Genomic DNA, 25,748 nt, shown 5'->3' with positions numbered 1-25,748 from the left:
CCGTGGGTGGAAGCAGTTCGTCAGAAACGACTGCAGCGCCCATACCAGTTGAGCTCCAACAATTCCGTCTCGGTGCCATAGCGCTAGTAGCCGATCACGATCCGCACGATCGCCCAGCTCTTCTGCTCCGCGTGGCAGCCGTCGTACCCACTTCTCGGCCTTGGTGCGCATGCTGCGGTCCCCGCCAGCCCGGAGCGATTGTCGGTGACGGTCGGCGTCCCGGTGATCCCCGACGGTGTTTCCGTCGCCGTGGACACCGGTCGATCCCGAAAACCTCGACGCCGCGTCATCCAGGTCACCCAATTCGACACCAGCACAATGCTTTTAAGCAGTGTGCTCGGTCGGTGCACCAACGCCCTTGCGCTGATGTTTCCTGCATCCGGCAGCCAGACGGCGGGCGCTGGTGGCCGCCGACGTGTCTCACCGCAGCGCGGCGGTGTCGTTGTCGATGCGAGTGGAACGGTGCCGGATCGCCACCAGTTCGGGCGGAATCGAGGCCGGCCGCTTGCCGGCACACGTACCCGACACCGCTCACTAGAACATCAGTGCCGCATCCCCTTTCGGTTCATACCAATGTGCGCGACGGTCGGAGGTGTGACGATTTTCGCCGGCAGCGGGCTCTCCTGCGCCGTGCGGGCAGTTACACGGGCCATCTGTGACGAAGTCAACGCAAATCATTGACAAGAGAGATTGCTCACTCTACTGTCGGGAATGTGCTGATGACGACTCCCGGTCAGACCCCACGAGGGAGCTTGACCGTCGACCCGATCACCGAATAGGCACACCGGCGCACCCCGCGCGATCCCGCTAAACGTTCACCACGGCGAAGAGTTCGAGGTCGGCGCCGCTGACGAACCGTTTGCATTTTTGGCCCACCAGATCACAAGGAGCACCAATGCCGCTGTGGCAGCTGTTCACCCCGAAGAATGCCTACACGAAGGAAGAGAAGGCTGATCTGGCGAAAAAGATCAGCGATATCTATTCCGGACCCACGTCGAAGGGGAACTTCGGCTTCGAGCTCCCGCGGTTCTACACCACGGTGGTCTTCCACGAGATCGAAGCGGACTCGTTCTTCGTCGGCGGTCAGTCCCATGACAAATTCATCCAGATCGAGGTTGTCCACATCGCCCGCACCAACGAGGGGGCCGCGGCGCTGATGGGGATTTCCGTCGAGCAGATCCTGGAGAACTACTTCGCGATGGTCAGCGAGGTGCTCAAGCCGTACATCGCGGACCGTGGATACGAGCTGGAGTTCCACGTCGAGACAGCGCCGTTCGAAACCTGGAAGATCGACGGCATGACGCCGCCGCCCCCGGAGTCACCGGCCGAGCGGCGCTGGTTCGAACAGAACCGGAGCTCGTCGTACAGCGCCGACGAACTGATCGTGGCGACTTCCTGAACAGGCACCTTCTCAGTACCAACCTGACCGATCCTTGGGGTGCGTGCCGCGGCGCGGCACGCACCCCACACCATCCTGAGAAGCATTCACATGACGTTTACTGAAAGCGAGACGCCGATGCGTGAAGATATCGAGTTCGACGCTGAGGGTGTGACGCTGCGCGGCTGGTTCTACAAGCCCGAAGGCGTGTCCGGTGAGCTGCCGTGCGTGATCATGACGCACGGGTTTTCGTGCACCAAGGAGATGGGTCTCGAACCCTACGCCGAGGCGTTCAGCGCCGCGGGCCTTGCCTGCGTGGTCTACGACAACCGCGGGTTCGGTGCCTCGGACACGGCGCCGGGCAAGCCCCGGCAGGAGATCGACCCGTGGGACCAGATCCACGACTACCAGCACGCGATCACCTACGCGCAGGCCCGGCCCGAGGTCGACGCCTCACGGATCGGGGTGTGGGGTTCGAGCTACGCGGGCGGCAACGCCTTCGTGGTCGCGGCGATCGACCGCCGCGTGAAGGCCGTGTGCGGTCAGGTGCCGGCGGTCGCAGGGCGGCGCACCTTCGAGGCGAACGTTCCGAAGGAGTTCTGGCAGGCGGCGTGGGACGGGCAGGCCGCCGACCGCCTGGCGCGAGCCCGAGGAGAGGCGCCCGCGATGATCCCGGTGGTCACCGCGGACCCGACACAGCCGGCCGTCATGCCGACGCCCGATGCCTACGCGTTCTTCTCGGCCTACGAGGGGACCGCGTGGCGCAACGAGGTGACGCTACGCTCGACGGAGCTGGGCTACGAGGCCGGTGAGTTCCTCAAGTTCGTCGCTCCCACCCCGCTGCTGATGGTGGTTGCCGAGGACGACAACGTTGTGACGCCGGCCGAGTGGGCCAAGGAGGCGTTCGAGACCGCGGCGGAGCCCAAGCGTCTCGTCTCGATCCCCGGCGGCCACTTCGACGCATACACCGGTCACCCCTTCGAGCTCTCCTCGGGCGCGGCACGCGACTGGTTCCTCGAACACCTGGCGCAGAAGGTGGTCCCGGCACCAGTCTGAGATCGGGGTCTGTCATCGCGGCGGCCTCTCCTCGTTCCCCCAGCCAAAGCGCGGGCACGAGGAGAGGTCGCCGCGATGCCGTCGGTGGTCGACGCAGAGCCGACCCCCGCGCTCCCCGCGGCGCACGCAACATCCCCTGCCCGACCCGGGGCCCGTACGCCGCGAGGGCGAACGTGCCCCGCTGCTGACGCGCCGGTGCGCAACAGTCCGAAGTGCCCGGCGACTACCTCCTGCTCCGGATCAGTCTGCTACCGCAGGAGCGCGTACGTCGTCGCCGGTCGAGGCGGCCGCCAGCGCGGCGTCGACCAGGGCCTCGGCAGCCGAGCGGGCGTACGTGGCACCCGAGGAATCCTGATACAGGGCCGCGGCCGCGGCCGCACCGTCCAGCAGCACCGTCAGCTGGATAGCGAGTCCCGCCGGATCAGGCACCCCGGCCTCGGCCGCGAATTCGGCGAACCATTGTCGCCCCGCATCCTTGTAGCGGCGCGCGATCTTCGCGATCTCATGGTCCGGTGACGCCATCTCGACGGTCGCGTTGATGAAGGGACAGCCCCGGAACTCTCCCTGTTCGAGACCTTCGACGATGATGTCGAAGGTCGCCAGCATCTTCTCCCGCGGCGTGGACGCACGTCGCGCGAGCTCGCTGGCGACCTCCTCGGCATTACGCTCGCCGCGACGCTCGAGGTATGCCGCGGCCAGCCCATCCTTCGACCCGAAGTGGCGGTACAGCGTCATGATCGGCGTCTGCGCCTCGTCCAGGATGCGGTTGATCCCCACAGCGCGGATGCCCTCCTTGAAGAAGAGATCATCCGCGGCCTTCAGGAGGCGATCTCGCGGTGAGATTTTCGTTGCTGTCATGCCACCATCATAGCGAGCGAGCACTATCTCACACATGAAAGCGAGCGCTATCACACATCGAATGTGTGAGGCGCACGCGTCGGGGCTCGTTGTCGTGTGGGGTCGGGACCGCCCCGGGCGGTCCGGCTGGATGGGGCAGCCGCGTCATGCTCTTGCCCTGCCATGTGGTAGAGATTACTCTCTCTAAGTGCCCTCGCCGACCCGACGCCCCCGCGAAGACGCGCTGCCCAACCCGCAACCCTGGAGGTACTCCGTGACCATCGACGCTCACTCACCTAGCGCAGGCTCAGGATCGTCGCCGGCTGCACCGCCGATCCGTGCGACGACCTACGTCGGCCGCTGGCCCCGGGTCCCGCATGATTGGCCCGAAATGCCCACCGGGACTTTCTCGCCGACCACCGCCACCATCGTGAGCGGCCCGACCGAGGCAGTTCTCATCGACGCCCAGTACCTCAAGGACGACGTCCGGGATCTCGGGGATCTGATCGAACGCACCGGGAAGACCCTCACCACGATCTACATCACGCATGCGCACGCCGATCACTACCTTGGCATCGGTCCCCTGATGGAGCGGTTCCCGGAGGCGAAGTGTGTCGCGCTGCCCCACGTCGTCGAGGCCATGAAGGAAAACATGGAGGAACACCGTCAGCAGTGGGCGATGATGTTCGGCGACGCCTGCGTCGTCAGCGATGCGCTCCCCGACCCGATCGAGGGCGACACGCTATACGTCGACGGCTCACCACTGAAGATCATCGAGGTCAAGCAGGCCGACATCCACCCGACCTCGATCGTGCACATCCCGGCGATCGATGCCGTGGTGGCCGGTGACGCCGTCTACAACGAGATCCACCCGATGCTCGGCCTGGCGACGCCCAAGGAGTGGCAGGACTGGCTCGAGACGGTGGACCTCGTAGAGAAGCTCCACCCTCGGATGATCGTCGCCGGCCACCGCCGACCGGACGGCGACGATTACGCGGTCGAGACGATGATCGCGCAGACCCGCGCCTACATCCAGGACTTCGCGGCCGCCTACGAGACCGCGAAGGGCGCCGAAGACCTCATCGACGCCATGTCGGCCAAGTACCCGGACCACGGAAATCTGTGGTCGCTGGAGTTCTCCGCCATGAGTGTCATCGCGCTTCGCGACGCGCAGAGCTCCGCAGCCGACCTCGTCCCGTGACGACATCACGCTCTCCCGAGGTACCTGTGGGTGCCTGAACGAGCCACACTCCGGTGCCCGAACAACCCGCGTCGTTGCAGGGCTCACACAGCCCAGCCGGTGCACCGCTCGCGGTACCGACGGTCCACCACCGCCCACTGAACCGTTGGATCAGTCCGTGTTCGACGCGCCGGCAACAACGATAGCGGACCTGAACGGCGATCCGACTCGGGTAGTGCTCTTGCCGGTCGAGGGCAAGACGCCCTCGGCCGGGGCCGATGTGCACCTCTACGACGGACTCCTCCCGAGCAGGGGCCGCGTTGTGGAAACGATGTTCGATGCATCCGCTCGAAGGCCTGCCGCTCGTCTTCGCCGCACACGGCCTGACACCGCCCGCGCGTTCGATATCGCGCTGACATGTCATCCCATCGTGCAGCCCGAAGGCAGGATTCAGGCTGTCGAGACGGTGGCCGGCCTGACTCCATCCATGGGCGGCGGTTCACCGAGCCCTCGGGGTGTGGCGGCCCCGCCCGCGAATTGGTATGTCCGCGACCTGCGCAACGCCGTGCGCACCTTACTTACCGACGGTCCGGTCCGGCGCATGACCGTCAACCACACCTGAAAGGTACTTCTAAATGCGGCGCAGTTTGTTCGATTCCGATCATGATGCGTTCCGGGATTCGGTACGCGAGTTCGTCAACCGTCATCTGGTGCCCAACGAGGAGAAGTTCATCGAGCAGCGCTACATCGATCGTGAGATCTGGCTCGAGGCCGGCGCCAACGGCTACCTGGGTTTGGAGGTTCCCGAACAGTACGGCGGTAGCGCCGCTGGCGACTACCGGTTCAATGCCGTACTCGGTGAAGAGCTAGCCCGCTCCAGCGCCGCCGCCGCATCGTCTTTCGGCATCCAATTCGACGTCGTCGCACCATATCTGGTCACCCTGACCACCGAGGAACAACGACAACGCTGGCTACCGAAATTTTGCACCGGCGAACTCATCACCGCCATCGCCATGACTGAACCGTCGGGCGGCTCGGACCTGGCCGGGTTGAAGACCACCGCCGTCAAAGACGGCGCTACCTGGGTTATCAACGGCTCTAAAACATTCATCACCAACGGCACCCAAGCTGATCTGATCATCGTGGCCACGCGCACGACACGAGAAAAGGGCTCCAAGGGCATCACCTTGTTCGCTGTGGACGCCGACACTGCCGGCTTCACCCGCGGTCGCAAACTCGACAAGGTCGGCCAACCCGAGTCCGATACCGCCGAACTGTTCTTCGAAGACGTCCGTGTCGACGACACGGCCATCATCGGCGAACTCGACCGCGGATTCATCCACATGATGAACCTGCTCCCCCAGGAACGCATCAGCGGCGCAGTCGCCTACCTCGCCCACACTCGCCGCATCCTCGAAGAAACCGTTACCTACGCCCAGGACCGCAAGGCCTTCGGTAAGACCATCGGCTCCATGCAATGGAACAAATTTCTGCTCGCCGAACTGGTTACCAAACTCGACGTCGCCCAGGCTCACGTCGACACCTGCGTGGCCGCCCACATCGCCGGCGAACTGACCGCCGTCGACGCCGCCAAGGCCAAGTGGTGGAGCTCCACCATCCAAAACGACATCCTCGACCACTGCGTACAAATCCACGGGGGCTACGGCTACATGAACGAATATCGCGTCGCCCGTGCTTGGAAAGACGCCCGCGTCACCAAGATCTGGGCGGGCTCCAACGAAATCATGCGCGAAGTCATCGGCCGCGATCTCGGCCTCTAACTAACTAACAGGAAGCACCGCCGCAAGTGTCGGGAGTGTCCGGATTATCTCGGTCACGTTCAACACTCGGTTGTGTCCCGCAGCAATTACCGTCGTGCCCCACCCCGTGGCGTGTCTGAGGGTTGGTTTCTGTCGGGCTGCTTTCACGTCTCGTCCGCAACTCGCCGAAGACGGGCCACCATCAACACTCGCGGCGAGTGCAGCGAGGTCGATGGCGGCGTCGTGATGGCGGTCATCTTCCGTCGACCATAGAGCACTTCGGCGGTGCCGGCAGTCTCACGCAGGGCGTTCGTAGCGGCAGGATAGTGCTCGGCCCTGACGTGTGTGGCGTGGTCGGTCAGGGGCGCTCGTCCTGCGAATGCTCCACGACCCAGCCCGCGATCTGTGTTCGTGAGGTGAACCCAAGCTTGGTCAGGATGTGTTCGACGTGGCCCTGCGCGGTGCGCGGCGATATCACCAGCTTGGCGGCGATGGCCTTGTTGGTCAGGCCCTGTGCGACCAGGTCTGCGACCTCCCGCTCCCGCTTGGTCAGGCCCGTCGCACTGCTACCGGTGGGCTTTGTCGCGGCCTCGGTGCGCTCGCCGAGGGCGTAGGCGACCGCTCCCTCGAATCCGAGGAGCGCACCCTCTCTGCGGGCCGCCTCGAACGCGCGCTCACCCAGTGCAGTGCGAGTGAGCCGCTCGCAGTCCTCGTGGCGGACGAGCAGGGTGGGAAACAGCACCGAGGAGCTTCCCAGGGCGCGGCCCAGCGCATCTGCGGCCCCCATCAGGGTGGCGGCACGTCGTGCACCGTCCTCGGTGCCGGCGATCCACGCCATTGCCTCCAGGGTCATCGCGGCAGTGAACGGATCGTCGACCAACCGGGTCAGCCGCAGGCACTGTTTCAGCAGGTCCGCCGCCTGACCGCGATCGCCCTGCTGCAGGGCGGCGACTCCCAGCGCCCACAGTGAGTACGACCGGTATACGGATTCACCGTGTGCTTCCGTGATGCCGAGAACCTGCTGATGGCAGCCGACGGCCCGGGGAACGTCTCCTTGCAATTCGTACACCAGCCCGAGGATCATCAGCATCCACACCCGCGATGACAGGTCGCCGCGGGCCCCGAACACCTCCAGGGCCTCTTCCATGCAGGTACGGGCGCGGGGAAGGTCGCCGCTGACGAGGCCCAGGAGACCGTCGGCATGGGTGATGCGTGCGCGGTCCAGGGGGTCGGTTATCTGCGGGATCAGCGCCTGCGCTTCGTCCACCAGGGCCCTCGAGGCCGGAAGGTCACGCTGCACGCCGGCGAACACGCTGGCGGCGTACAGCGATCCGATTCGTGAAGCGGTCGGCTGCCCGGGCCCACGGACCAGGGCCCGGTCGAGCCAGTGCCGCCCCTCCCGGAACAGGCCGCGGGAGAACCAGAACCGGAACAGGGCGGCCGTTATCCGCAGCCCGGCCTCGGCACCGGTGTCGGTCTCCTCCAACAGGCAGAATTCCATCGCCTCACGCAAATTCGATTGTTCCCGCTCGAGCCGCGCAATCCAGTCCAGTTGCTGCGGACTGATCCATTCGGCTTCCACCTGCAACACCAAGTGCTGATACCAATCCCGGTGCCGTCGTCGCAATACCGGACGGATACCGGTCTGCTCGGCCTTTTCCTTGCCGTAGTCGCGCAGGGTCTCGAGCATCCGGAACCGCACCGCCGAGCCGGCGTCTTCCCGGATCAGGATCGACTTGTCGACCAATGCCGTCACTGTGTCGAGCAACTCCTCTGGAGTCAGGTCCTCCCCGCAGATCGACTCGGCCGCATCCAGTTCGAAACTTCCCGCGAACACCGACAGCTCGGCCCACAGCTGCTGTTCCCGAGATGTGCAGAGCTCATGACTCCAGTCGATGGACAGCCGCAGGGTCTGCTGGCGCGTCGGGGCACCGCGATTGCCGAGAGTCAGCAGCGTGTACCGGTCGGTCAGCCGCTGCAGGATCTGCTCGGGCGACATCGCCCGCAACCGTGCCGCCGCCAGCTCGATCGGCAACGGTAGGCCGTCGAGTTGGTGGCAGATTCGGACCACCGTCATCCGGTTGTCGTCGGTAAGTTCGAATCCGGGGACGGCGGCCGCGGCCCGCTGTGCGAACAACGTCACCGCGTCGTACCCGGTCAGCCCGCGCAGCGACGGCTCGCGGTCCGGGGCCGGGACCGTCAGCGGGGGAACCCGCAGCACCGCCTCCCCGCCGATACCCAAGGGTTCGCGGCTCGTGGCCAAGATCCGCAGCTGCGGACAGGTGCGCAGCAGCATCTCGGCCGATGCCGCGACCGCCTCCACCACCTGTTCGCAGTTGTCCAGTACAAGCAACAGGTGCCGGGAGGCGAGGAACTCCGCCACCACGTCGTCGAGCTGTCGCGCGGGCTGATCCCGCAGCCCCAGGGCCGCGGCAACCGTGTCCGTCAGGAGGGACCCGTCCCGCAACTCGCCCAGTTCGACCAACCAGACTCCGTCACCGAATCCCGGCCGGACATCGGCAGCTAGCCGAAGCGCCAGACGCGTTTTCCCGACACCACCGATCCCGGTCAACGTCACCAGACGCGCAGCCGACAGCAGCTGCTTCGCCTCGGTGGACTCACGGCGGCGCCCAACGAAGCTGGTGAGCTCGAGCGGCAGATTACTCACCGGAGTCCTCACGGCGGGTGCCATCGACGGTGAAGGTGGCGGAGCCGCTGTGGTCCCTGCACGTTGAGCGCGGGCCGGGTCCGGATCGCGCCGTGAGGCGCCCTGTTCCCCGGACAGGGCCATCTCGTCGACGGTGAAGCCGTGGCGGAGCTGGATCCGCCGCAGTTCATCGCCGAAGTCGGCGGCAGTGGCAGGACGCTGCCGCGGATCGGCGGCCATGGCGCGGTCGACGATCTCGGACACGTCGTCCGGGACGCCGTGCTCGCGCAGGTCCGGGACCGGTTGGGTGGTGATCCGTAGGAACTGGGCGACCACATGCTCGCCGCTGTGGCGCTCGAATGCGGCGTGACCGGTGACGGCGCAGAACACCGTCGCACCGAGACCGTAGATATCGGAGGCCTCAGTCGGCGGTTCGCCGCTGAGCACCTCGGGCGCGGTGAAGGCCGGTGACCCGGTCACGGTTCCGGTGGCGGTCTCGAATCCGCCGACGATATGGGCGATGCCGAAATCGGTGAGCGCCGGCTCCCCGTAGTCGGTGAGCAGGATGTTTCCGGGTTTGAGGTCCCTGTGCAAGACGCCGAGACGGTGTGCGGTCTCGAGGGCACCGGCCATCTTCACCCCGAGCCGGAGTGCTTCCTCCAACGGCAGTGGGCCGTCGCGGCGGATCCGGACGTCGAGCGAATCCTGCGAATGGTAGGGCATCACGATGTAGGGGCGACCGCTGTCGGTGGCACCGACATGCAATGCGCTCACAATGTGCGGATGCCCGGTGAGGCGGCCCATCGCCCGCTGTTCCCGGAAGAACCGAACCCGGTTCTCCTCGTCGAGGTCCGCAGCAAGGACCTTCACCGCCACAGTGCGGTCCAGCGCCGGCTGCACGCAGCGGTAAACGATACCGAACCCGCCTCGGCCGATCTCGTGGGCGTCCTCGAACCCCTCAGCGCTCAACTCCGCCGTGACCGTGTGGGCCACGCCGCGCTGCGTCTCGAACGGATCACCTGCGGCCATCGGAGGGTCCTCACCGTCTCCCCGCAGAGCGAGAACAGGACTGAACGATCCGATCCTCGATGAGGCAACCTGCCACACCTCGAGGAGAATGCGCCTTCAGGATATCGCCGCCTGGCAAGCAAACGAGACCACGATAGAGCATCGGGGCAACACACGGGCTTCGACGAGGCTGGGCAGCCGACTAGGGCCGCTGGCCACGGCATCTCCACAAGATGATCACGTCGTCGCCGAGGGCGAGTGTTCTCGGGGAACGGCCTGATCCGAGCGACCACCGCGCACCACCCAAGCCGCTTGACGACTTACAGCCCGAATGTCTGGGCTGGCGTAGAGGCCGTTGGCACCGTCCCGACGTCGTTATCGAGTAGTTCGGCTACTCACGCGTCGGACGATCTGCGATGTTAGCGTTGACAGTAGAGACCCCTTACGGTTGCTCGCCAACGTGCCTCAGCCAACGTGCGTGGAGTAGAGATGCCCGATCCCAGCCCTACCTCGACCCCTCTCGCCCCGCCGAACGACGTCACCAACGCGCAACTCGTCCAATGGGCTTTCGACCGCATCAACGCCCAGGACGTCGAGAGCCTGCGCAATTTCTTCTGGACCGCTGACTCCACCGTGCACTTCCCGACCGGGACATGTCACGGGAGCACCGAGATCGCCGCCTACTTCGACCAAGTCTTCGCCGCGGTCACCGACTTCGCCTTCGAGATGGTCTCGATCGCCGAGTCCGGCAACGACGTCTTGGCCCACTGGCACCTGACCGGACGACACGTCGGCACCTTTGTCGGCATCGCCGCCACCGGGCGGCGAATCGACTTCGAAGGATTCGACCACTTCGTCATCGAGGACAAGAAGGTCGTCACCAACACGGTGCGCTACGACCAAATGGAGTTCGCCCGCCAGATCAAGCTGCTACCGCCTGACGGATCGATTGCGGATCGCGGGTTGAAGGCCGCCTTCAACGCCAAAACGCGTGTCGTGAGCGTCGCTCGCCGTCGCTAGCGGAGAACCATCGCGCAATCCCACGGCGAGTGGCGGGCCGGTGGCCGATCGCCCTCGTAATGTGACACGCCCATTCGCAGAATCGGTCCATTGGACCGGCAACAACCGCCGCGGATGCCATCGTCCAGATCCTCGAGCAGCGAATCCAGATTTAAGGCACTGCCCAAACGTCGGCGCCCGGTAGCAACGTCGTGGACCGGGCGCCGCGGACAAGGCGCCCCCTTCCACACCCACGGCTGACATTCTCGGCATACCCGGTGCTCATGGGGGTCAGCCCAGCGAGTCACTTCAGGGCGTCAGCCGTGACGGCTGCCCGGAGCGCGGCTACTCGAGGAGACCAGCCAGCGCATGTGGGATATGTCCGACTTCCCATCAGCACCCCACCAATCCGCTCGCCAGCGCGTTCCCGGCCGACAACGCGTTCCCGACCGACAACGCGTTCCCGACCGACAATGCGACCACCATGCGTGACCACATCGTGAAGACCATCGACGTGATCGACGCCGAACGAAACTCCGAGTCCGCCAGACACAAACGTTCGATGCAGCTGGTCGACTCAAGCGTGAGCGCCCATTGCAGGGCCCACATTCACCCGATCGGTTCGGCGGCGTCTACACGTCCCCGAAGGTCACAACACGCTGAGGATGTCGTCGACCCGCTGCTTCGCATCACCGAACAGCATCTGGCTGTTGTCGCGGAAGAACAGGGGGTTCTGCACCCCGGCGTAGCCGGCGGCCATCGATCGCTTGAACACGATGACATCCTTGGCATTCCACACCTCGAGCACCGGCATCCCGGCGATCGGGGAGGAGGGGTCCTCAGCCGCGGCCGGGTTGACGGTGTCGTTCGCGCCGATGACAAGAACCACGTCGGTCTCGGGGAAGTCGTCGTTGATCTCGTCCATCTCCAGGACGATGTCGTAGGGCACCTTCGCCTCGGCCAGCAGCACGTTCATATGACCGGGTAGGCGCCCCGCGACCGGGTGGATGCCGAAGCGCACGTCGATGCCCCTCGCCCGCAACTTCGCGGTGAGGTCGGCGACCGGGTACTGCGCCTGCGCGACCGCCATGCCGTAGCCCGGGGTGATCACGACCGACGTCGCGCCGGAGAGCAGCTCCGCCACGGCGTCCGCCTGGATCTCGCGGTGCTCGCCGTAGTCGACGTCATCCGCTGGTCCGGCCACCACGCCGAACCCGCCGGCGATCACCGAGATGAAGGAGCGGTTCATCGCTTTGCACATGATGTAGGACAGGTAGGCACCGGAGGAGCCGACCAGTGCGCCGACGATGATCAGCAGGTTGTTGTTGAGCAGGAAGCCGGAAGCCGCCGCGGCCCAGCCGGAGTAGCTGTTGAGCATCGAGACGACGACCGGCATGTCGCCGCCGCCGATGGACGCGACCAGGTGCCAGCCCAGGGCGAGCGCGAGGAGCGTGATCACGATCAGTAGCCACAGCTGCGGGTCGATGACGAACCGCACGGTCAGGGCCGCGAAGACGACGAGCGCGCCGAGGTTGATCACATTCTTGCCCGGCAGTACCAGCGGCGCGGACTTCATCTTCGCCGAGAGCTTGAGGTAGGCGACGATCGAGCCCGTGAAGGTGACCGCGCCGATGAACACGCCGATGAAGACCTCGGCACTGTGGATGCCGAGCAGTCCGGCGGCCTCGAGCACCGCCGACTCGTGGCCGCCGGGGTGGTTCTCGACGTGCAGGTAGCCGTTCCAGCCGACGAGCACGGCGGCCAGGCCGACGAAACTGTGCAGCAAGGCGATCAGTTCCGGCATGCCCGTCATCTCGACCCTGCGGGCCAACGTGAGGCCGATGGTGGCGCCGAGGATGACCGCGACCACGAGCAGGACGGCGCCGAGGCTGTCGACACCGCCATCGAAGGCCAGCGCGGTGGTCGCGACCAGAGCGACCGCCATGCCGAGGATGCCGAAATAGTTGCCGAGCTTGGCGGACTCGTGCCGAGCGAGCCCCGCGAGCGTGAGCACGAAGAGGAGGGCGGCGACGAGAAAGGCCGCCACGGATGCAGAAGATATATCCATGCCGGTCAGCTCCTGGAGAACATGGCGAGCATGCGACGCGTGACCGCGAACCCGCCGAAGATGTTGATGCAGGCCAGCAGGACTGCCACGAATGAGATCACCGTGATCGCGGTGTCGCCCTTGCCGATCTGCAGCAGAGCGCCGACGACGATGATCCCGGAGATCGCGTTGGTCACCGACATGAGCGGGGTGTGCAGCGCGTGGTGCACGTGCCCGATCACGTAGTAGCCGATCACGATGGCCAGCGCGAACACGGTCAGGTTCAGCTGGAGCTGCGCCGGTGCGACGCCGATCAGCAGGAACAGGACCGCAGCCGCGGCCGCGACGACGCCGAGCCGCTTGCCCGGGCTCATCGGCTCCTTTGGTTCGGCGGCGGGGACTGTTGCCGCGGCGGGCGTGCGGGGTGCGGCCGAGACCTGCACGGGCGGTGGCGGCCAGGTCGACTTGCCGTCGCGTACGACGGTGATGCCACGCTGCACGACGTCATCGAAGTCGAGGACGAGCTCCCCGTCCTTATCGGGCGTGAGCAGCTTGAGCAGGTTGACGATGTTGGTGCCGTACAACTGTGACGCCTGGGCGGCGAGCCGGCCTGCCAAATCGGTGTAGCCGAGGATTCGGACGCCGTTGTCGGTGACGATGCGCTCGTCGGTCTTCGTCAACGCGGCGTTGCCTCCGTTGGCAGCAGCCATGTCGACGATCACCGAGCCGTTACGCATGGCGGCGATGGTCTCCTCGGTGATCAGCTTCGGGGCGGGGCGACCCGGGATCAGCGCGGTGGTGATGACGATGTCGGCCGCACGGACTTCCTCGTCGTACATCGCCGCGGTGGCGATCTCCTGCTCGGCGGTCATCTCCTTGGCGTAACCGTCGGCGCTGACCTCGGCCTCGAAGTCGATCTCGACGAACTCCGCGCCCATCGACGCGACCTGCTCGGCCACCTCGGGGCGCACGTCGAAAGCACGCACGATCGCGCCCATGGCGGACGCCGCACCGATCGCGGCGAGTCCGGCGACGCCCGCTCCGACGACGAAGACTCGTGCGGGCGGAATCTTGCCGGCCGCGGTGACCTGCCCGGTGAACATCCGGCCGAACTCGTGGGCGGCCTCCACTACGGCGCGGTAGCCCGCGACGTTCGCCATCGAGGACAGCACGTCCATCGACTGTGCGCGTGAGATCCGCGGCACGGCGTCCATCGACAGCGCCGTAATCGGGCGCTGCGCCAAGTCCGCGACGATTCCGTCGTCCAGCCGCGGGTTGAGCATTGCGATCAGCGTGGCTCCCGGCTGCAACCGGTCCCGCTGCGGGAGCGTCGGTGGGTTCACCCCGATGACCACGTCCGCCGCCAGCGGATCCCTCAGCTCGGCGCCCGCCCCGGCGTACGCGCCGTCGGTGAAGCCGGCAGGTTCGCCGGCACCGGGCTCGACCACCACCTGGTAGCCGAGCTTCTGCAGCGCGGCGACGGTCGTCGGCGTTGCCGCGACCCGAGTCTCCCCGGCACGCGCTTCCTTCAGCACTCCGACAATCATCGCGTCTCCCCTACCGTGAGGTCGACGAGGCCGGCGAGCGCGGCGCGGTGTGCGCCTGCGGTGCCGAACGCGACCTGGTCGGCCTTCGCCTTCTTCAGGTACAGGTGCGTCGGGTGTTCCCACGTCAAGCGGTGCTCGAGCTCCTGGAAGCCCATCAGGGGTTCTCCTTCAGTGCGTTGAGGCCTGCGTCGAGCAGCAGGTGGACCGATTCGCCGACCCCGTCGAAGCCGCCGCCGACGGTCTGGCCCTGGAGGTGGCGGTAGTGGATGCCCTCCAGGATCGCGGCGAGCTTGAAGGCCGCGAGGCCGAGGTAGAAGCCGAATCCGGAGAGGTCGCGGTCGCTGCCGCGCGAGTACCGCTGGATCACCGCACGCTCGTCGAGGAACCCGGGCGCAGTCGACACATTGCCCGCCGAGTCGCTGCCGGCGTCTGCATCGAGTCGGAAGTAGACGAGCATCAACGCCAGATCTGTCAGCGGGTCGCCGAGCGTGGCCATCTCCCAGTCGAGGACGGCGGCCACCTGATCGGAGTTGTCTACCAGAACGTTGTCGAGCCGGAAGTCGCCGTGCACGATGCCCGCAGCGGACTCGTTCGGCACCGACTCCGCGAGTCTGCGATAGAGCTCGTCGGCGGCGGGCAGGTCACGGGTGTACGACGCGTCGAGCTGCTTCTTCCAGCGGGCGACCTGGCGGCCGAGGAACCCCTGCGGGCGCCCGAAGTCACCGAGTCCGACCGACGCCGGCTCGACCGCGTGCAGCGCGGCGAGCGTGTCCACGAGGCGTTCGGAAATCGTACGAGTTCGCTCGGTGCCGAGCAGTTCGAGCTCGGACGCGGTCCGGTACGGCGTACCGGCGCACCGCTCCATGACATAGAAATCCGCGCCCAGCACCGCAGGATCGGTGCACAACGCGAAGGTCCGTGGGACCGGTACCCCGGTGTTCTGGAGCGCGGACATGACCCGGTACTCGCGGTTCATGTCGTGGGCGGTCGCGAGTACGTGACCGAGCGGTGGCCGACGGACGATCCATTCTTGCTGGCCGTCGGTCACGATGTAGGTCAGATTGGACCTCCCGCCGGCGATCAGGGTCGCCCGCAGATCGCTGCCGGAGCCCGGGATTTCGGACGCGAACCACGCGCCGAGGACGTCGAGATCGAGGCCGAGGGGCGTTTGTGCGGTTGTCATCACGGCACCACGACCGCGAGCATGTCGACGACGCAGGCCGGCTTGTCGCCGCCGTGCCGTTCGATCGTCACCCGGGTGGCGACCTGGTAGCCCAGCTTGTTCGGCGTGACCGAGGTCAGCTCCACGCCCGCCCGGACGCGCGAGCCGACCGGCACCGGTGAGGGGAAGCGGAGCTTGTCGGCGCCGTAGTTGACGCTCATCGTGACGCCCTCGACCTTGTACACCTGCCAGGTGAGCATCGGCACCAGGCTCAGTGTGAGGAAGCCGTGGGCGACGGTCGATCCGAACGGCCCGTCGGCCGCCTTCGGCGGGTCGACGTGGATCCATTGGTGGTCGCCCGTCGCCGCCGCGAAGGCGTCGATCTGGTCCTGGTTGACCGTGTGCCACTCGGAGTGACCGAGGTGCGTGCCCGCGGCCTTCTCGAGGTCGGCGATGCCGTCGAAGACTCTCATGACTTCGGCCCGCCCGCGAGGTAAAGCACCTGACCGGACACGAAGCCGGCGCCCTCGCTGGCGAAGAACGAGACCGCGTGCGCGACGTCGGCGGGCTGGCCGGCGCGCCCGACCGGGATCTCCTTGACCAAGACGGTCCTGAAGTCGTCGAACGGCACGCCTATCCGCTCCGCGGTGGCCTTGGTCATCTCGGTCTCGATGAATCCCGGCGCGATGGCGTTGGCGGTCACGCCGTACTTGCCGAGCTCGATGGCCAGTGTCTTGGTGAAGCCCTGGATCCCCGCCTTGGCTGCGGCGTAGTTGGCCTGGCCCCGGTTACCGAGCGCGGAGGTGCTCGACAGGTTGACCACGCGACCCCAGTTCGCCTTGGTCATGTAGGCCTGCACGGCGCGGGTCATGAGGAAGGCGCCGCGCAGGTGGACGTTCATCACCGCGTCCCAGTCGGTGGTGGTCATCTTGAAGAGCAGGTTGTCGCGGAGGATGCCGGCGTTGTTGACCAGCACGGTCGGCTCGCCCAGCTCGGCGGCGACCCGCTCGACCGCGGCCTGGACCGCCTCCTCGTCGGCGACGTCGACGCCGACCGCGAGTGCCCGGCCCCCGGTCGTCTCGATCTCGGCCACAACTGATTTACAGGCGGTCTCGTCGAGGTCGAGGACGGCAACGGCGAGGCCGTCGGCGGCGAGGCGCTGCGCGACACCGGCGCCGATGCCGCGGGCGGCTCCGGTCACGATGGCGGTCCGGGTCGTGGTGGGTGTGGTCATGCGGTGACTCCTGTGCGGTGGGAATTGAGGCCTGGCACCAGTTCGGCCAGGGCGGCGCGCGTCGACGCGTGGTCGATGTGCAGCAAGGATTGGAGGCCGGCTGCCCGCGCACCGAACACGTTGGGCTCGGCGTCGTCGATGAAGAGCACCCGGTCGGCGGGTACGCCGAGTTTGTCGAGGGCCAGTTCGTAGATGGCGGCGTGGGGTTTGCGGAGTCCCACCTCGCAGGAGATCACGACCGGATCGAACAGTTCGTCGATCCGTGCGCGCGGGTAGGTGTTGCCCCAGCTGTTGGAGAGAAGGCCGACCTCGAGACCGGCTTCGCGCAGGTCTTCGACCAGCCCGAACATTGCCGAGTCGGCCTGCATGCCCGCGAAGAGGCGGTCGAGGATCCCGTCCGGCGTGACTGCGCGCCCGTCGGTGGTCTGCAACTCTGCCGCGAGCAACGCCTCGAAAGCCGCGACCGGGAGCACCCCGGTCTCGAGCCGATGGACCGGCGTACCGTCCTCGACATCACGGGACATCCAGGCACGCAACGTACGTGAGAACGATTCGGGCTCGATTCCGTCCGCGGCTAGCCACGCCGCGATCGAATCCCGCACCGGACTGGTGAGCACGCCGCCGTAGTCGAAGAGGACCGCATCGATTTCTCGCACCGGCTCACTCACCCATGCTCTGGAGGCTGACGCCGCCATCGACGACGACGGTTTGTCCGGTGACCCATGCGGCATCGTCGGAGAGCAGGAAGGCGACGACGCTGCCGATGTCCTCCGGTACGCCGAGCCGCTTGAGGGGGTACGCCGCGGTGACCGCGTCTTCGCGGCCCTCGTACAGCTTCGTGGCGAACCGCGTCTTCACGACCGCCGGAGCGACCCCGTTGATCCGGATGTCCGGGCCGAGTTCGACCGCCATCAACTCGGTGAGCGAGTTCAGCATCGCCTTGCTGGCGCCGTAGAACCCGATGCCTGGTGCCGTACGAATACTGGAGAGCGACGACACGTTGACGATCGCGCCGCCATGCTCCTTCATCCAGGCCTTGTGGACCTGCTGGACCCACGAGAGCGCGGCGATGCAGTTGACCTCGACGATCTTCCGGGCAGCCGCCAGGTCGAGGTCGACGAGCGAACCGTACACGGGGTTGATCCCAGTGTTGTTGACCAGGAAGTCGATGCTGCCGAAGGTTTCGACCGCCTGCCGCACCGCGTCGCCCTGGTGGTCCGCGTCGTCGGCGCGGCCCGCGACGGCGAGCGCGACATCCGGACCGCCGAGGTGGGTCACGGCTTCGTCCAGGGCCTCTTTCTTGCGCGCCGTGATGACGACGCGGGCGCCGTCGGCGACCAGCCGCTCGGCGATGGCGAGCCCGATACCGCGGCTCGCTCCGGTGACGATCGCGGTCTTACCCTCGAAACGCTTGTTCATGTCAGTTCCTCTTACTTCAGACGTTCGATGACCGTGGCCATGCCCAAACCGCCACCGACACACATGGACTCGACGCCGAAGCGCTTGTCGTGCCACTGCAGGGAATTAATGAGCGTGGTGGCGATGCGGGCTCCGGCCATGCCGAACGGGTGGCCGACGGCGATTGCGCCGCCGTTGACGTTGAGCTTTTCCAGGGAGAGGCCGGTGACCGCCGTCGAGCCGATCCGGGCCAGCGGCGTGAGCCCCAGCTCCTCGACTCTCATGTCGCGGCCGGGTTCACACGTACACGAAGCGGAAGTCTCCGATCGAGGCGTCGGCAGTTACTCCGGCGATGTGGAAGGCGGCGATGTTGTCGCGCTCGCCCTGGACGAAGCGGAGCTCGCCGCCGTCGAGCGCGATCCGGTCACCAACGGCGTCCACGCCGAGTACGGCTGCCCATGTCTTCGCGAGCGCAGCGGGCTCGCGGGCGGTCACCGTCGCTCCGGTCACACGGCCCGGGCCGAGCTCGGCCGGTGCCGTTGCGATCCATTTCGGGCCGGCCCAGCGCCACGACTCCGGCAACTTCATCGAGTCGATCGCCACGATCGCGCCCCGCACGTCGCCGGGATGGAGATGAATGTCGGTATCGCCGTCGCGTTCCAGGTCGTAGACGGTGCGCAATCCGAGCTGGTCGATTCGCGTGCGGGCGGCGGCGATGTCGTCGACCTGGAACATGACCATGTAGGCGCCGTCACCGCCCAGCCGATCGAGATGGCGGCCGGACGCGGTCCCCTCCTCGAACGGTGAGATCACCTCGACGAACGTGTCACCGAGCGGCATGACCGCGTTGTGGACTCCGAACTGTTCGACCTCGGGATCGTTGAACGGGTCACCGAGTGGGAGCTGAGCCCGCAGCGCCTTGACGGCAGATTCGCGGTCACGGGCAACAAGTACGGCTTGACGGATTCGGGGCAGGGAGGAAGTGGTCATCACCGCACTATAGCAAGCGCTCTCTATCGCCGGAAGGGGGTAGTCGGCCCCACATCCCGCGCGACGGACCGGGTCCCGACGAGGCCGAGGTCCGCGGGCTCGACCCGTCGGGATCGGCACGCCAGCGCCCGAAACCGTGAAATCCGCAGCACCGCAACCTGTCTCCGGCGCAAACCGACTCCTTCGCAGGAGCTTGGAGAAGCTGCGAAGGAGTCGGTTTGCGAGGGAACGTCGCCATGCGGCCGCGAGCCGTGGGATAGACCGTAGATGCGTTGTCAGCCGGGGATCGCCGGAGTGGCGAACCAGAACCCGAGGATCAGACATGTCACCAGCACGATCCATCCCTCGAACGCGACCCGTACCGGCAGCGGCGCATGTCGCAGCTCCATGAAGTCCAGCATCACGAACCGGACTTTCACGGCAGCGATCAGGAAAATGCCGACGACAGCGATGGTCGGACTGAAGGCATCCTTCGACAACAGCCACGTGGAGGCGCACGTAACTGCCAGCAACAGTGCCCAGACTGCTGTCACCCGCTGACGCATCACCAACATGGCTCTACCCCGGCAGTAGATACAGTAAGGGGAACAGCACGATCCATAGCAGGTCCACGAGGTGCCAGTAGGCACTAAATACACAGTCGGTCTCCTTAATGTTGACTTTCTTTCGGCGCCGCGCCAGCCAGGCCGGAGCGCGCGCCAGCCACTCCAACATCGACATCACAAACAGTCGTTGCAGTATCAATTGCGTGCGCACGTCGCGCCCCCGATGCCGGTGCCATTTCAGCGGGCGGTTACGCGAGCAGCTAGCGGGAGTCGTTGATCGATGCGAAACGCTGTGCTGCCAACCAGTTCACGATCTGCGCACGGGACGTGAAGCCCAACTTGGTCAGGATATTTTCCACATGCCCTTCAGCGGTACGCGGAGAAATGAAGAGCCGTGAGGCGATCTCACCGTTTGTCAATCCGTCCGTCACCAGTTCGGCAACCTCACGCTGGCGCCGGGTAAGCTCGCTGGGGTCTGGCTCCGCTTCGGAGCGACCTGCGCCGGCCCGTTGCCGCTCGCGGAGGGGTTCGCCCAAGGCGAATGCCACCGCAGCGTTTCCGTCTAGGCCGTGTCCCCGCTTGAAGGCGCTGTCGAACGCGTCGTCGCCGATGGCCTTTCTTGCGGTAGCCTCGTATTGTCGGCGCCGGGCCTGGAGTTGGATTGATCCGAATAACGGCGCACCGATAGTCTGCCAGAGCGTGTCGGCGCTGCCCAGAATCACTGCTGCGCGTTTGCAATCGCCCTTCGCGACGGTGACCCACCCAAGGAAGTTTAAAGCCATCGCACGCCAAAAGATGTCGTGGATGGGCCGCCGGACTCTCAGTGCATCAAGCAGAAGTGTCTCTGCTTCCGTTAGGCGGCCACTCAGCAAGTGGAGGAAGGCGCGGACACATTTCGCATACGAGAGGAGCCAGCGTTCGCCGGCTACGTTGCACAGCCGCTCGAGTTCGTCGACCACGGCCGAGCCCTTGTCCAACTCGCCCAGCAGCAAGTACGTGATGGCCAGTGGAATGCGAAGTGAATTGGGGTAGTCCTGGGGTACGTTGACGGCGGCGTAGCGTTCCAGGGCTTCGACGAATAGCGGAATCCCGGCTGCGAGCTCGCCACTGAAGTTGCCCTGCATTGCGAGCAAGTGCGTCGCGTAGGCGCGAGCGGCATCGTCGTCGAGTTCCACGGCAAGCCGATGGGCTTCCGCGAGAAGCGCTGCTTGGGCTTCCGTATCCCCTTGGAGGGTTGTGATGTAACCGCAGGTCGCCAAGGCCCAGGCGCGCTCGTGGCTGGGCGTCTTGTCTGCCTGAAGGGCCCGTTCGATCCAGTGGCGACCCTCAGTCATGAATCCGAGAGCGAGCCACATGAACCAAGGAAGACCAGCCATGCGAAGGGCGACGCCGATCTCGCTTGGCTCCGTGAGGGAGTATTCGAGTGCGCCACGCAGGTTCGCGTGCTCGTCCTGAAGAACACTCGCCCAGTCCTCCTGTAGTGGGCCGAACCATTCGGTGGCGGCTTGCTCCACCAGCTGGAGGCACCAGTCCCTATGGCGGCGGCGAAACACCGGTTCGGATCCGCTCTCACGTAACCGAGCCTGCCCGTACTCTCGAATGGTCTCGAGCATGCGGAAACGGACGCGTCCCCCATGCTCCTCGCGCACGAAGATTGACTTTTCGGTCAACTCGGCAACCGTGTCGAGAATGGTCTCGGGGGGAATTTGTTCGTCCGCACAGACGGCTTCGAGGGCACTGAGTCCGAAGCCGTTTGCGAAAACTGCGGCACGCGCCCACAATTCCTGCTCGCGCACGGCACAGAGGTCGTAGCTCCAGTCGATTAGTGCCTTTAAGGTCTGGTGCCGTTTCGGTGCACTCCTGCTCCCCGAAAGAAGTAACTCGAACCTGCTGTCGAGCCGATTTGCAAGGTCCGAGACATCCAGCACGCGCAGTCGGACGGCGGCCAGCTCGATCGCGAGCGGGATGCCTTCCAGCCTGTGACAGAGGCGAATGACTGCCGCTTCATTGGCAGGACTGATGGTGAAGCCGGGCACTGCCGACGAGGCTCGGTCGGCGAACAGAGAAACTGCCGGAAAGCCGGTAGCCATGCCAGGTGTGTGCGGAGCTCTCGGGTCTGGGACTGGGAGAGGTGGGACAAGATAGATGTGCTCGCCAGTGATCCGGAGGGCTTGCCGGCTGGTAGCGAGGATCTTCAGTTCCGGTGCCATCTTGAGCAGAAGCTCAGCGAGGTCAGCGACAGCCTGCAGCAAGTGCTCACAATTGTCGATGATCAGGAGCATCTGCCGACCGCGTAGATGGTCCGCCAGGACGGTTGTGGGAGGCCTCGTGGACTGCTCCAGCAACTCGAGTGCGTTCACCACGGTGTGTGGCAACAGGGCCGCATCCTTCAAGGCTGCCAGTTCGACCAGGCAGACCCCGTCGGGGAAGGCGCGGCGGACGTCGCTTGCCACCCGCAGCGCTAGCCGCGTCTTCCCGACGCCACCTACGCCGGCGAGAGTCACCAGCCGCGCAGTCGATAGGAGTGTCCGTACCTCAGCAGCCTCCGTCCGGCGGCCGACGAAACTGGTCAGCTCCGCTGGAACACCGGACGGTCCATTCCCAGACCGTACTGCCATGACACACTCCACTCGCACAGCCTGAGCAACGACCAGGTGCCGGACACGTTACCCGCGGGTTATCGCGTCGACGACGCGGCTCACTGAAGTGGCGACCAGTCTGACGTGGCCTCTACAGTCCCCGCCATGTGCGATCAGCTCCTCTGTGTGTAGCGGTGAGGGCAGGTTGCGCTTGCCGTGAAGATCCAGCGTAGGCCGTTCGACCGAAGATCACCATCGGCGTCTACGGCATGACCGCGTTGTGCACGCCGAACTGGGCGACTTCAGGATCGTTGAACGGGTAGCCGGGCGGGAGGTCGACCCGAAGATCGTTCACGGCTCCGTCGCGTTCGTGTGCGAAGAGCACGGCTCCAGAGTGGACTGCACACCACTCAGCGTGGACGAGTGTTTGTTCGCAGGTGACGCCGACGCGGGTATACGTTCGCAAATTTAAGCGTCTCCTCGTGAGCGCAGTGGGATTCAGGAATGATTTGCCACAAACGCTCAATGAAGCGGGGCCTTGTCAGGCCGAAGTGAACGAGGATCTCTTCGTCGCTAGGGCCCCCGTATGGAGCCCACCTACTGGCGAACTCGATGAGGAACTCCGCGTCGGTGTCGCGATGCTTGCGGTCGACCTCGACCCATGCGGCATGTCGCCTCTGAAGCCATCGGCGATGCTCGTGTGAATTCATGGACGGAAACCATCTACTCGGGCCGCGGGAGGCCATTCAATTTATTTGGTCGCGCCCCCGCAAGGTGTGAAGGCGAGGGCCCCACCCAATTTCGAGCCGACGCACACGGCCGGCGCCGACGATCGGCTGGTCAAGACACCGCGGCGGACTGGCTCGGTCACGACGCCAGTCGACCGCGGTGTTTCGGCGTCGCGAAGCTCGCGGTGTCAACTACCGCTCGATCATCTCGCCGATCCCGCCTGCTCGAAGTCAGGACGGGTCGGCCACGTGAATCATTCGCTTGCCGACATTGTTCCCGTTGAGAAGCCCGATGAGGCCTTCCGGCGCCTTCTCGAGTCCCTCGAGGGTGTCCTCGCGGACCTGCAAGGAGCCGTCGTCGAGCCACCCCTCCAGCACCTTCAGCCCCTCGTCCCACCGATCGGCGAAATCTGTCATCACCAGGAATCCGCGCATCGTGATGCTCTTGATGATCAGCACGCCGGGGACGCCGCGCGCGCCGCGCACGGGAGAGGTGGTGTCGTACTGCGAGACGACGCCGCAGCAGACGACGCGTCCGCGGTACGCCATGGACCCGAGAACGGTGTCGAGCGTCGTGCCGCCGACGTTGTCGAAGAAGACGTCGATGCCGTCGGGACATGCTTCGCGCAGTGATTTCCGGAACGATTCGTCACGGTAGCTCACCGCCGCGTCGAATCCGAGCTCGGAGGTGAGCCACTTCTGCTTCTCGGGGCTCCCGCAGATGCCGACCACACGACACCCCTGCTTCTTCGCGATTTGGCCGACGAGGGTGCCCGTTGCGCCGGCCGCCCCGGAGACCACGACGGTCTCCCCCGGCTTGGCCTCGCCGATGTCGAGCAGGCCGAAGTAGGCGGTCAGGCCGGTGATTCCCAAGACGCTGAGGTAGTTGGACAGCGGCCGGTTCGGAACGATCCGACGCAGAGTGTTCGGCTCGGCGATGACGTAGTCCTGCCATGCAAGATCACCGGCGACGATGTCGCCGACCGCGAAATCGTCGCAGCGACTCTCCACCACCTGGGCGAGCGAAAACCCGGGCATGGCATCGCCGACCTGGATCGCCGCACGATAGGTTGCCGCCTGGAACCACGCTCGTTGCGCCGCGTCCATGGAGATCCACAGCACCCGACACAACACCTGCCCGTCGCCCGCCTCGGGCCGGTCCGCGGTCTCGAACGAGAAGTGGGAGGTCTCCAGATGTTCGCTGGGCATGCCCGCGACGCGCCACGTCCGGTTCAACACACTCATGAGACGACGACCCCCGGGATACGCGGAAGGAAGGTTCGCAGTCCCTCGTAGTGCATGACTTTGAGCGTGTCGAGGTGCTCGACGACCTCGGTGATCTTGCCGTCACGCCCACGCACGAAGAGCACGTACTCGTTCTCGTAGGTCTCGTCGGTCGCCGAGACGGTCGCGCGGCACGTGTAGCGGGCCACGCTGTATTCGCCATCACCGAATTCGTGATGGATGTCGACCTTGAAGCCCGCGGACTTGCTGTAGGCCGCAAGGGAAATCTTGTTGAACTTAATGACGGCGTCTTTGCCCTCATGGGTACCGCCGATCCGGCCCAGGGTGACAGGCAGTGTCCAGCTGATGTCGTCGGCATACAGCTGCTGCATCGCTTCGACATTGCCCAGCGCGCGCGCCAGGTCTCCTGCAAGCGTGCTCATGTAGTGCTCTCCTTCAGACGAGGCTGGATTCGCGACCGGCGAAGTACTCCTCGCGCACAATGCGCTCGAACAAATTGCCGTTGTGCCGCTTCTCGAACGATAGAGAACGATCACTTTCATGTCAAAGATCGGCGGCGTCGAGGGTGAACCGCTCCTTCATCGCCGGCGGGTTCGGCATAGCGGCTGGACCGGTCGACGACACCGAATACGGCGAGCACCGCGAGATCCAAGCGGACGCCGCGGCGGGGCTACACCGGCGCAGGTCTCGCCAACTTCGGTGACAGCTGTTCTCGAATCCTGCAGTTCAGCAACATGTTTCACCACGGCTTGTCGAGGGGTTGCCGGTCGGCGCAGCCGACCATTCGAAGGGCGAGTTCGACGTAGCGAGCCGCGATAATGCGTGGGTCGGAGTAGGTGTGGGAGGGGAACCACCTGCTGACGTCGATGCCGAGGGACGTGATTGCCAGCGCGGCGGCCTCGATGTCGAAGGGGTGAAAGTCGCCTGATGCGGCGCCAGCTTCGATGATCCGCGTGAACACCTTCGTGGTGGACCGGCGGATGTCCGCAATGATGACGAAGTGCTCGGGCGAGAGCGAGCGCAGTTCGTACTGCCCAACCCGGGCGCTGGCGCGGTTGTCGGCATGCCAGATCACGTAGGCCGTCACGGTCGACATCAGCCGGTCGGGCGCCGCGACGTCGGGGCGATCAGCGGCGGTGATGGCCGCCAGTACCGAATGGTGGCCTTCGAGGCTGATGGCGTAGAGAAGGGATTCCTTGGTCTTGTAGTGCGGGTAGACCGCTCCTGGACTCATCTCGAGGCTGGCGGCGATCTCCCGGGTAGTGGTGGCGCCGTACCCCTTGGCGGCGAACACCTCGATGGCCGCGGCGCGTATCCGCGCAGCGGCTTTCGAGGTACCCAGCTCGGCGACCGCTCCGGTCAGTGGTGCGTCCGTCACACTGTTGCCTCTCGGTTGGCGGGGGTTGAC

Annotated in this window: 23 protein-coding genes and 2 pseudogenes; 6 read left to right on the top strand and 19 right to left on the bottom strand. The window is 65.7% G+C overall.

Annotated elements, in window-relative coordinates; genetic code table 11:
- Nucleotides 1–83 precede the first annotated feature (83 nt).
- A complete protein-coding gene (locus I1A62_RS05530) occupies nucleotides 84–257 on the bottom strand; it encodes a hypothetical protein (RefSeq protein WP_167540935.1) in 174 nt (57 codons plus the stop codon).
- A gap of 638 nt (nucleotides 258–895) precedes the next feature.
- Here I1A62_RS05530 and I1A62_RS05525 point away from each other — a divergent pair.
- Together I1A62_RS05525 and I1A62_RS05520 are read left to right on the top strand one after the other, a co-directional pair.
- Entirely contained in the window at nucleotides 896–1,399 is a 504-nt protein-coding gene (locus I1A62_RS05525) for a tautomerase family protein (RefSeq protein ID WP_011595410.1), read from the top strand.
- A gap of 117 nt (nucleotides 1,400–1,516) precedes the next feature.
- Nucleotides 1,517–2,434 carry an alpha/beta hydrolase gene (locus tag I1A62_RS05520; protein WP_219455135.1) on the top strand — a complete coding sequence of 306 codons (918 nt, stop codon included), beginning with the start codon at nucleotides 1,517–1,519 and terminating at the stop codon, nucleotides 2,432–2,434.
- A 240-nt stretch (nucleotides 2,435–2,674) separates the two neighbouring features.
- Here the strand turns inward: I1A62_RS05520 and I1A62_RS05515 are convergent, their stop codons facing one another.
- Nucleotides 2,675–3,292, bottom strand: a complete 618-nt coding sequence (locus tag I1A62_RS05515) for a TetR/AcrR family transcriptional regulator (RefSeq protein WP_219454657.1) — start codon at nucleotides 3,290–3,292, stop codon at nucleotides 2,675–2,677.
- A 253-nt stretch (nucleotides 3,293–3,545) separates the two neighbouring features.
- Between I1A62_RS05515 and I1A62_RS05510 the strand changes: the two genes are divergently transcribed.
- From I1A62_RS05510 to I1A62_RS05500, 3 genes are all read left to right on the top strand, one after another.
- Complete coding sequence (locus I1A62_RS05510) at nucleotides 3,546–4,472, top strand: MBL fold metallo-hydrolase (protein ID WP_219454655.1); 927 nt, start codon at nucleotides 3,546–3,548, stop codon at nucleotides 4,470–4,472.
- A 157-nt stretch (nucleotides 4,473–4,629) separates the two neighbouring features.
- Nucleotides 4,630–5,073 carry a hypothetical protein gene (locus I1A62_RS05505; RefSeq protein ID WP_219454653.1) on the top strand — a complete coding sequence of 148 codons (444 nt, stop codon included), beginning with the start codon at nucleotides 4,630–4,632 and terminating at the stop codon, nucleotides 5,071–5,073.
- A 13-nt stretch (nucleotides 5,074–5,086) separates the two neighbouring features.
- Nucleotides 5,087–6,232, top strand: coding sequence for an acyl-CoA dehydrogenase family protein (locus tag I1A62_RS05500; RefSeq protein ID WP_219454651.1), 1,146 nt, complete (start codon nucleotides 5,087–5,089; stop codon nucleotides 6,230–6,232).
- A gap of 337 nt (nucleotides 6,233–6,569) precedes the next feature.
- On the opposite strand, the gene I1A62_RS05495 is transcribed toward I1A62_RS05500, so the two are convergent.
- Nucleotides 6,570–9,887 carry a protein kinase gene (locus I1A62_RS05495; protein ID WP_219454649.1) on the bottom strand — a complete coding sequence of 1,106 codons (3,318 nt, stop codon included), beginning with the start codon at nucleotides 9,885–9,887 and terminating at the stop codon, nucleotides 6,570–6,572.
- A gap of 468 nt (nucleotides 9,888–10,355) precedes the next feature.
- Here I1A62_RS05495 and I1A62_RS05490 point away from each other — a divergent pair, with 468 nt between their 5' ends.
- Complete coding sequence (locus I1A62_RS05490) at nucleotides 10,356–10,886, top strand: ester cyclase (protein WP_219454647.1); 531 nt, start codon at nucleotides 10,356–10,358, stop codon at nucleotides 10,884–10,886.
- Between the two features lie 628 nt (nucleotides 10,887–11,514).
- Here I1A62_RS05490 and pntB read toward each other — a convergent pair.
- The 16 genes and pseudogenes from pntB to I1A62_RS05415 all read right to left on the bottom strand — a co-directional run bounded on the left by pntB (nucleotide 11,515) and on the right by I1A62_RS05415 (nucleotide 25,718).
- Nucleotides 11,515–12,933 carry a Re/Si-specific NAD(P)(+) transhydrogenase subunit beta gene (gene pntB, locus I1A62_RS05485; RefSeq protein ID WP_120661739.1) on the bottom strand — a complete coding sequence of 473 codons (1,419 nt, stop codon included), beginning with the start codon at nucleotides 12,931–12,933 and terminating at the stop codon, nucleotides 11,515–11,517.
- A 5-nt stretch (nucleotides 12,934–12,938) separates the two neighbouring features.
- On the bottom strand, nucleotides 12,939–14,459 hold the full coding sequence (locus I1A62_RS05480) for a Re/Si-specific NAD(P)(+) transhydrogenase subunit alpha (protein WP_219454645.1): 1,521 nt from the start codon (nucleotides 14,457–14,459) through the stop codon (nucleotides 12,939–12,941).
- A pseudogene (locus I1A62_RS05475) lies at nucleotides 14,456–14,587 on the bottom strand (acyl-CoA dehydrogenase); the annotation flags it as partial. The gene I1A62_RS05480 and the pseudogene I1A62_RS05475, both read right to left, overlap by 4 nt.
- A 26-nt stretch (nucleotides 14,588–14,613) precedes the next feature.
- Complete coding sequence (locus I1A62_RS05470; RefSeq protein ID WP_219454644.1) at nucleotides 14,614–15,642, bottom strand: phosphotransferase family protein; 1,029 nt, start codon at nucleotides 15,640–15,642, stop codon at nucleotides 14,614–14,616.
- Nucleotides 15,642–16,094: a MaoC family dehydratase gene (locus tag I1A62_RS05465; protein WP_011595423.1), complete on the bottom strand. Its 453-nt coding sequence runs from the start codon at nucleotides 16,092–16,094 to the stop codon at nucleotides 15,642–15,644. Before I1A62_RS05465 ends, I1A62_RS05470 begins: the two co-directional genes overlap by 1 nt.
- Entirely contained in the window at nucleotides 16,091–16,855 is a 765-nt protein-coding gene (gene fabG, locus I1A62_RS05460) for a 3-oxoacyl-ACP reductase FabG (RefSeq protein ID WP_011595424.1), read from the bottom strand. Before fabG ends, I1A62_RS05465 begins: the two co-directional genes overlap by 4 nt.
- Entirely contained in the window at nucleotides 16,852–17,550 is a 699-nt protein-coding gene (locus I1A62_RS05455; protein ID WP_219454643.1) for an HAD family phosphatase, read from the bottom strand. Before I1A62_RS05455 ends, fabG begins: the two co-directional genes overlap by 4 nt.
- Nucleotides 17,516–18,274, bottom strand: a complete 759-nt coding sequence (locus tag I1A62_RS05450) for an SDR family oxidoreductase (RefSeq protein ID WP_011595426.1) — start codon at nucleotides 18,272–18,274, stop codon at nucleotides 17,516–17,518. The genes I1A62_RS05455 and I1A62_RS05450 overlap by 35 nt, the downstream gene beginning before the upstream one ends.
- Before the next feature lie 11 nt (nucleotides 18,275–18,285).
- A pseudogene (locus tag I1A62_RS05445) lies at nucleotides 18,286–18,540 on the bottom strand (acetyl-CoA C-acyltransferase); the annotation flags it as partial.
- 10 nt (nucleotides 18,541–18,550) lie between these two features.
- Nucleotides 18,551–19,243 carry a VOC family protein gene (locus I1A62_RS05440; protein ID WP_050787296.1) on the bottom strand — a complete coding sequence of 231 codons (693 nt, stop codon included), beginning with the start codon at nucleotides 19,241–19,243 and terminating at the stop codon, nucleotides 18,551–18,553.
- A 275-nt stretch (nucleotides 19,244–19,518) separates the two neighbouring features.
- On the bottom strand, nucleotides 19,519–19,797 hold the full coding sequence (locus I1A62_RS05435) for a cytochrome C oxidase subunit IV family protein (RefSeq protein WP_041811411.1): 279 nt from the start codon (nucleotides 19,795–19,797) through the stop codon (nucleotides 19,519–19,521).
- A 251-nt stretch (nucleotides 19,798–20,048) separates the two neighbouring features.
- Nucleotides 20,049–22,406 (bottom strand): LuxR C-terminal-related transcriptional regulator, encoded by a 2,358-nt coding sequence (locus tag I1A62_RS05430; RefSeq protein WP_011595429.1) that lies wholly within the window; start codon nucleotides 22,404–22,406, stop codon nucleotides 20,049–20,051.
- 223 nt (nucleotides 22,407–22,629) lie between these two features.
- On the bottom strand, nucleotides 22,630–22,752 hold the full coding sequence (locus I1A62_RS45985; protein ID WP_257890469.1) for a hypothetical protein: 123 nt from the start codon (nucleotides 22,750–22,752) through the stop codon (nucleotides 22,630–22,632).
- A 574-nt stretch (nucleotides 22,753–23,326) separates the two neighbouring features.
- Entirely contained in the window at nucleotides 23,327–24,340 is a 1,014-nt protein-coding gene (locus I1A62_RS05425) for an NADP-dependent oxidoreductase (protein WP_120661727.1), read from the bottom strand.
- Nucleotides 24,337–24,762 (bottom strand): nuclear transport factor 2 family protein, encoded by a 426-nt coding sequence (locus I1A62_RS05420; RefSeq protein WP_219454638.1) that lies wholly within the window; start codon nucleotides 24,760–24,762, stop codon nucleotides 24,337–24,339. Before I1A62_RS05420 ends, I1A62_RS05425 begins: the two co-directional genes overlap by 4 nt.
- A gap of 317 nt (nucleotides 24,763–25,079) precedes the next feature.
- The gene (locus I1A62_RS05415; protein WP_219454636.1) at nucleotides 25,080–25,718 is read right to left on the bottom strand and encodes a TetR/AcrR family transcriptional regulator; all 639 of its coding nucleotides are present in this window, start codon (nucleotides 25,716–25,718) and stop codon (nucleotides 25,080–25,082) included.
- Between the last annotated feature and the right edge of the window lie 30 nt (nucleotides 25,719–25,748).

Source organism: Rhodococcus sp. USK10, from assembly GCF_019378875.1.
GTDB classification, from domain to species: domain Bacteria; phylum Actinomycetota; class Actinomycetes; order Mycobacteriales; family Mycobacteriaceae; genus Rhodococcus_F; species Rhodococcus_F pseudokoreensis.
This window is presented reverse-complemented; position numbering and strand designations above follow the sequence as displayed.